This window comes from Aestuariibacter sp. GS-14 (assembly GCF_006494365.1).
In the GTDB taxonomy this organism is placed as follows: domain Bacteria; phylum Pseudomonadota; class Gammaproteobacteria; order Enterobacterales; family Alteromonadaceae; genus Alteromonas; species Alteromonas mangrovi.
The window spans coordinates 147,294-154,306 of record NZ_VHIP01000013.1; the positions used below are offsets into that span (position 1 = coordinate 147,294).

Genomic DNA, 7,013 nt, shown 5'->3' on the forward strand with positions numbered 1-7,013 from the left:
GCCCTCAAAAAGGACAGGGTTCAGGTAATTACAGCACCAGAGTGCGGTAACGCAAACTGCCGTATACCAGCGCGCTACACATAACATAATTTCGTATAGTATTCAGGACCAGCTTGCCCAACGCTTTTGCCACTTTACCGGGAGCCAGTGTTCCGGCTTTTAATGCAGCGACACCAACCGCTACAAAAGGGAGCCAAATCAGTAAACTGGGCGCGAATAAAATCACCAGTACAAAAAGCACTGCCAACAAGTAATAAAACGCACTCGGGGGATAAAAAAACACCCCTTTAGTAAGCAGTTTACTTCGCAGTGCCGGGTGCATTTTTATTAATGCTGGCAATAAAAATAACCGCAGAGGTTCAAGCAACCATTCTACCGGAGGTAGATGCTGAACTTCGTGATAAACAATAGCTTGAGGCATGAACTGATAAGCCCCTCCCCCATCCCTTACACGCCAGGCAAGGTCGGTATCAGCTGCCTCGACAGATTGACCAAAAATATTGGGAAACGACAAGGATTCATCGAAACCGCCATGGGCTAAAAACACGTCGCGTTTATAAAACGAATTTGCCGTAGGGTAAGTGGGATGTTCTTCTAATGCGACGACTGTTTTGCGAGAGAAAAAACCTATTTGAGTGACTTGCTCCGGCTTAAAATCAATAACACCGGTTGCCAGTGACAACGACGGATGGCGCTTAAATACAACCGCAGCAGCGCTCAGCCAGTCTTCATCCGGACGACAATCGCTGTCGAGAAAAGCGATAACCTGACCCCGCGCTTCACGTACCCCAAGATTCCTGGCTGGTGCTGGTCCGCGCTCACAGTCGGGATTCCGGATCACATTCAGCGCAAAAGGATAAGCCTCTCGATCAGCACTTAACGCTTCAAATGTGCCGTCTGTTGATCCGTTGTCAACAACTACCACTTCAAAATCACGGAACGACAGCGTTTGCGCGGCAAGACCGCGCAGTGCGTCTTTCATAAGTGTAAGCCTGTTGCGAGTAGGTATAACGACAGAAAATAACATGCAACACTTACCTCTGTTGGTTAATTATGCTGCTGAAAATACTGCTTATACCAATCGACCGTCTCAGTTAACGCTTGTTCCAGCGTATAAGATGGAGACCAACCCAGTACCTCTTTGGCCTTTGCATTACTCAGGTATTGATGCGGTATTTCGCCTTTCGCTTCATTTAATATCACTGGCTTAAGGTGTGTTTTACCCGTAATTTTAAGAATTTGTTCGGTAATTTCTAACGGATTCAATTGCAACTCTGCGCTGTAATTAAACGCATGACCGTGGATTTTTTCATTTTCCATAGCTTCAGCAAGAATCAGATAAAAATTAACGATATCCTTTACATATACATAGTCGCGGATAAAGGTGCCATCACTTCGAATAATGGGGTTTTCATCATGCAACACAGAACGAATAGTGCCCGGTACAATCCGATTGAAGTTTAAATCACCGCCACCAAAGAAGTTCCCACAGCGAGTAATAGTTACCGGTGTTTTATAGGTATTGTGATACGTTTGAGAAATCAGGTCAGTACAACTTTTTGACACGTCATAAGGGTGCATGCCCTGCAAAGGCATAGATTCGTCGTAAGGCAATACCGGTTGTTCACCATATGCTTTATCACTCGACGCTACGAGAACACGCTTAACTGTATTTACCTGACGGCATGCTTCAAGTACGTTCCAGGTACCTTTGATATTTGCTTCAAAGGTTGATACCGGATTGCGATTTGCCACGCCAACAATAGGTTGAGCCCCTAAATGAAAGACCGTATCTACTTCGTATTCATTAATTGCACGTACAATGGTTTCGTAATCTTCCAGGCGCCCAAATACAGCGTGTTTAGGCGTAGTATTACCAATTAACAAATCCTTTTTACTGCTGTTCACATCGCGAATGAGGCCGACGGTATTTGCCCCCATAGCGTTGAGTTCTTTCATAACCCAACCGCCCAAAAAGCCTGTACAGCCTGTTACAAATACGTTTCTGTTTTCCCAAAAAGATGTTGTGATCATACTTTATTCCTGCAATGTGGAATCACTTCGTGTTTAAAGCCAGTGATTCAAGTTCTTCGTGATGGTAAAACGCGACGTTATGGTGATTACTCTTAAATAAATCGATATTACCAACCCGACCTTGTTCAATCATTTCTTCAAGTTCCTTTTGATCTTTTTGCGTATCCATAGACTTAAAGAAACCGTCGTGCTTGTAGCAGAATAATTTGCCCTTACTGGTTAACTTGGGCAACACCTGTTGCTCCAGATTCGAACCGTCCCAATCATCAAAAATTGCCTTTTCCATCACAAAGAATCCGGCATTGATCCAATGACTTTTTAATCTGGGTTTCTCAATGAATCCGGTCACACAGCCTGTATCGTTGGTTTCTACCGTGCCATATTGCGACTGAAGTGGCACACTGGTAAGTGTTGCCAACCCTTCATGAGAATCATGAAATTCGATGATTTTATTCACTTCTACGTCGCATACACCGTCACCATAAGTTGCGAGAAATCTGTCGCGTAGTAAGTGTCGGCAATTAAATATCCGTCCGGCAGTATCGGTGTCTTCACCGGTATCAACAATCTTAATGTCCCACTCGTAATCTTTATTTGAGAAATAATCCAGGATAACTTCTTTGCGATGTCCAACCGATACAATAAATTCTGTGTGCCCTTGCGAGGCAAACAGCCGCATAATTTGTACCAGCATTGGTTTTCCACACACTGGCATCATCGGTTTTGGCAGATATTCGGTAAATGGGTACGCTCTTGTTCCCTTACCGCCGGCGAGTATGACCACTTGCATTGCGTTCTCCTGTTTTCCTTTCAACGTTAATTTAACGATTAACTCGAGCTACATTATTGATTTATAGTACTGAATTGTTTTCTCTAACCCATCACTCAATGGCACTTTAGGCTCCCATCCAAGCATTTTTTTAGCCAATGAAATATCTGGCTGTCGCTGCATAGGGTCATCTTGAGGCAAGGGCTTATAAATGATTTCGGGTGAGTCTGGTATTTTACTTTGCACTAATTCCGCCAACTCTTTAATTGTAAACTCAACCGGATTACCCAAATTAACCGGACCGGTTACGTTTGCTGTATTCATAAAACGAATCAGCGCATCAACTAAATCGTCGACAAAACAAAAAGAGCGGGTTTGCCCGCCATTGCCGTATAACGTAAGTGGCTCACCGCGCAGTGCCTGCGCGATAAAGTTAGACACAACACGGCCATCATCAACGGCCATTCGCGGCCCGTAGGTATTAAATATCCGTGCTACGCGTATATCTACCTTATGCTGACGATGGTAATCAAAACACAGCGTTTCGGCACAACGTTTGCCTTCGTCGTAACACGCTCTGGGGCCAATCGGGTTGACGTTCCCCCAATATGCCTCAACTTGCGGATGCTGGTTTGGATCACCATAAACTTCACTGGTAGACGCCTGCAGCAGTGTAGCGCCAACCCGCTTTGCAAGCCCCAACATATTAATGGCACCATGAACGGCCGTTTTTACCGTTTGAACCGGATCATACTGATAGTGAATGGGTGAAGCTGGACAGGCAAGGTTGTATATCTGATCAACTTCGACATAAAGAGGAAAAGTGACGTCGTGCCTCAATATTTCAAAATTTTCCAAACCCATTAACTGGCGAATATTTTTCTTGCTACCGGTGTAGAAATTATCGACGCACAGAACATCATGCCCTTCTTTTACCAGGCGGTCACAGAGGTGTGAGCCTATAAATCCGGCACCACCCGTTACCATGATCCTCAGTTGTTTTTGTGGCATCGTTATTCTCCCCGCAATGCGAAATAGATTAGCTCTTTGCAAAAATCGGCCGAACAATCCAGCTTACTGCGCTTCATACATCCACCTTAATGTGTCTTCCATTGTGTGTTCGAACACGTTGCCAATCTGGCTCACCAAGAGCTTATTACACCCAAACAACTGTTTTATCTCATTTTTCCTCACAAATTGAGGGTCAACATTCACTGCTAATGAATGCCCTGAAATGTCTGATAACATACTAATAATCTCGGAAATGGAACACGAATTTCCACTGCAAATATTAACGACGGAAGAATTGACGCCGCTTTCAAGTAAACGCAAATAGGCCGAACACACATCCCTGACGTCAGAAAAGTCTCTTGCAACATCCAGATTACCCAATGACAGCTCCGGGGCCTTTACTCTGAACGCTTCAACAATTTTGGGTACTAAAAAATGCGACGCCTGGCCCCGGCCGGTATAATTAAAAGGACGAACAATTTGAATGGGCAAATCTTTCATTCTCAGGCTAACAGCCTTTTCCATCGCCTCTTTCGATATACCATAGTCATTTACCGGGGCGGTTGAGAAGCCTTCATCAATCGGCATATTGGAGGGCGTTCCATAAACAATACCACTACTTGATAACAGCACCTTTTGAACCGCCGAATTACACTCCATCAATGCTTGTAATAAGTTCAAAGTACCAACAATATTGGTTTTGTAGAGCTCTGAAATATTATCATGCTGTACAAAGGTAACGGCACCAAGATGCACAACATACTGGAAATCAATAGAAGCCAATCTATGCGTTAATTGGTAGAGATCGGTTAAATCGGCCTCAATACAGGGGCACAGATCGAAACCGGAATCCCGAACCAAACCGATACACTGATACCCACTATCCATAGCTTTTCGGATGAAATGTCGACCCGTAAAGCCCAGTGCGCCTGTTACAAGAATCGTTTTCATATTAAGTTTTGAGTGTATTCATGGTTGAAGTATTCCCTTACTACAATTGGCGATATTTAGTACATAATCACGTCATTTACGTGTGACGTAAATACACTAAATCCGGGTAATGAATTCGATAGGCAATAATTATTATTAGAATGATGACGAATTAAACTACAGATTACAGGATTTGTTCAGAATAACAACACGACCTGCTTACAATTCAACCAACTATTTTGCTGGTAAGATATGTTAAATATCTGCATGAATAGCCAAAACGTGAGTATTTGAAAACATAAGTATAAAGGCAATAAATCAGTGGAAATATTGGTTGGAGGACTAAAGTGAATGATTAATTTTTGGCAAGCACTACGCAGTTTGGGAGTGGCTACAGGAATTTTGTAGAAATTAGACTGCCGCTGAAAAAACGGCATTGCAGCCGTTTTGTCGCCCATTGAGTCCGGGTTCTCATCTTACTTTTCTCCGGATATAAAAAAACCGCCACAAGGGCGGTTCTTTTATATCTGGCGGAGAGAGAGGGATTCGAACCCTCGATACGCTATTAACGTATACACACTTTCCAGGCGTGCGCCTTCAGCCACTCAGCCATCTCTCCAAACTTTGTGCAAACATCATTAGTTTGCAATGGTCTGACGACAATACATCAAACCACTTAAATCAATTCAGCGCGCGTATAGTAGGGAAAGCTGAAGTTCGAATCAAGAACTACCCGTAAAAATCTCACTAACCGCACACAATTTAAGCGTTTATGCAGATTTTCTGGCTTTTAACTGCGCAGAAAAATCCAACATACGATTAAGTGGGATCAACGCTCTTTCTCGCAGTGCGGCATCCACGTGAATTTCGTGCTCAACTGGCGTATCTGAAGACAGAGAACGGTAAATTGCCTCTAAACCATTCATTGCCATCCACGGACAATGCGCGCAGCTTTTGCAAGTTGCACCATTACCGGCAGTTGGGGCTTCTATAAAACGCTTTTCAGGCATGAGTTGCTGCATTTTATAAAAAATACCCTTGTCGGTAGCAACAATGAAGGTTTGATTAGGCATGTCCTGGGCTGCCTGAATAAGCTGACTGGTTGAACCTACCGCATCGGCCATTTCTACCACGCTGGCAGGTGATTCTGGATGAACAAGCACGGCAGCATCAGGGTAAATTGCTTTCATGTCGTTCAGTGCTTGTGAAGAGAACTCATCATGTACAATACATTCGCCCTGCCACATTAGCATATCAGCACCAGTTTTCTTGGCAATGTAACTGCCCAGATGGCGGTCGGGCCCCCATATAATGGGCTTGCCCAAACTGTCTAGGTGCTCGACTATTTCCAGAGCAATGCTTGAAGTTACTACCCAATCCGCCCGAGCTTTTACCGCCGCAGAGGTATTGGCGTACACTACTACAGTGTGATCGGGGTGCGCGTCACAAAATGCAGAAAACTCTTCGATTGGGCAACCTAAATCCAGTGAACAGGTTGCTTCCATTGTCGGCATGAGCACTTGCTTTTCAGGGCTAAGAATTTTAGCGGTTTCGCCCATGAACTTCACACCAGCAACCAACAATGTTTGTTGACTGGCATCGCGGCCAAAGCGCGCCATTTCAAGTGAATCCGCTACACAGCCACCAGTCTCTTCGGCAAGCGCCTGAATTTCAGGATCAGTGTAATAATGCGCCACCATAACAGCGTCTTTTTCAAGCAATAACGCTTTGATTTTATCCTTAAGCTCTTGCTTTCGCTCATCACTCAAAGCCGCTGGCTTGGCGGGAAACGGATAGTCAATTTGCTCAATACGATACGCTAATGTCATGGATTTTCTTACCTGCACGGGATTAACGGTAAACCGGGCCGCGATTATACCTGAGTGTCACAAAAATTTCATATAGAAAGCACGCCAAGTCAATCAACCGAATATTGCGCGTCATATAGCGCTCATATGAGGCTTGACGAGCTTAATAAAAATCTTGCAGTCCTATTCATCTTCACCTGCTTGAAAGCGATAGCGCCATTCTGGGGCGATAATTTAACGCTGGTAGATTAGCGTTAGAATTAATGCCCTGTTTTCAGTATGCAAAACCCGGCGCGGGCAGTGTTTGTTTTTTAGGAGTGTGTTTTCTAGGAAAGATTATTTGAAGTGGTGGGTCGTGCTGGATTACTCACCTCTTCGAAGCTGGCCCTGCGGGCCGTGCTGTCGCACGTTCATTTCGCTTCGCTCATGTCGAACAGCTTCGCTGGTTCAAATCCGGCGCG

6 protein-coding genes, 1 tRNA gene and 1 other RNA gene are annotated in these 7,013 nt (G+C 44.4%); all 8 read right to left on the bottom strand.

The annotated features are described in order from the left end of the window. Positions 1-28 precede the first annotated feature (28 nt). On the bottom strand, positions 29-1,027 hold the full coding sequence (locus tag FJ444_RS17370; RefSeq protein ID WP_140960430.1) for a glycosyltransferase family 2 protein: 999 nt from the start codon (positions 1,025-1,027) through the stop codon (positions 29-31). A gap of 20 nt (positions 1,028-1,047) precedes the next feature. Continuing rightward, positions 1,048-2,034 carry a GDP-mannose 4,6-dehydratase gene (locus tag FJ444_RS17375; protein WP_140960432.1) on the bottom strand — a complete coding sequence of 329 codons (987 nt, stop codon included), beginning with the start codon at positions 2,032-2,034 and terminating at the stop codon, positions 1,048-1,050. Between the two features lie 22 nt (positions 2,035-2,056). Further along, positions 2,057-2,824 carry a sugar phosphate nucleotidyltransferase gene (locus FJ444_RS17380; RefSeq protein ID WP_140960434.1) on the bottom strand — a complete coding sequence of 256 codons (768 nt, stop codon included), beginning with the start codon at positions 2,822-2,824 and terminating at the stop codon, positions 2,057-2,059. 48 nt (positions 2,825-2,872) lie between these two features. Next, positions 2,873-3,814: a UDP-glucuronic acid decarboxylase family protein gene (locus FJ444_RS17385; RefSeq protein WP_140960436.1), complete on the bottom strand. Its 942-nt coding sequence runs from the start codon at positions 3,812-3,814 to the stop codon at positions 2,873-2,875. Between the two features lie 63 nt (positions 3,815-3,877). Further along, on the bottom strand, positions 3,878-4,765 hold the full coding sequence (locus tag FJ444_RS17390) for an NAD(P)-dependent oxidoreductase (RefSeq protein ID WP_140960438.1): 888 nt from the start codon (positions 4,763-4,765) through the stop codon (positions 3,878-3,880). A gap of 507 nt (positions 4,766-5,272) precedes the next feature. Continuing rightward, positions 5,273-5,363 (bottom strand) — tRNA-Ser (locus tag FJ444_RS17395). A gap of 151 nt (positions 5,364-5,514) precedes the next feature. Further along, entirely contained in the window at positions 5,515-6,573 is a 1,059-nt protein-coding gene (gene nadA / locus FJ444_RS17400; RefSeq protein ID WP_140960440.1) for a quinolinate synthase NadA, read from the bottom strand. Between the two features lie 325 nt (positions 6,574-6,898). Next, a non-coding RNA gene (locus tag FJ444_RS17405) (RtT sRNA) lies at positions 6,899-7,012 on the bottom strand. Position 7,013 lies beyond the last annotated feature (1 nt).

Bases quoted from the DNA above. Each gene is read 5' to 3' on its own strand.
- FJ444_RS17390 (WP_140960438.1), bottom strand. From the start codon at position 4,765: ATGAAAACGATTCTTGTAACAGGCGCACTGGGCTTTACGGGTCGACAT.
- FJ444_RS17380 (WP_140960434.1), bottom strand. From the start codon at position 2,824: ATGCAAGTGGTCATACTCGCCGGCGGTAAGGGAACAAGAGCGTACCCA.
- FJ444_RS17370 (WP_140960430.1), bottom strand. From the start codon at position 1,027: ATGTTATTTTCTGTCGTTATACCTACTCGCAACAGGCTTACACTTATG.
- FJ444_RS17385 (WP_140960436.1), bottom strand. From the start codon at position 3,814: ATGCCACAAAAACAACTGAGGATCATGGTAACGGGTGGTGCCGGATTT.
- FJ444_RS17375 (WP_140960432.1), bottom strand. From the start codon at position 2,034: ATGATCACAACATCTTTTTGGGAAAACAGAAACGTATTTGTAACAGGC.
- nadA (WP_140960440.1), bottom strand. From the start codon at position 6,573: ATGACATTAGCGTATCGTATTGAGCAAATTGACTATCCGTTTCCCGCC.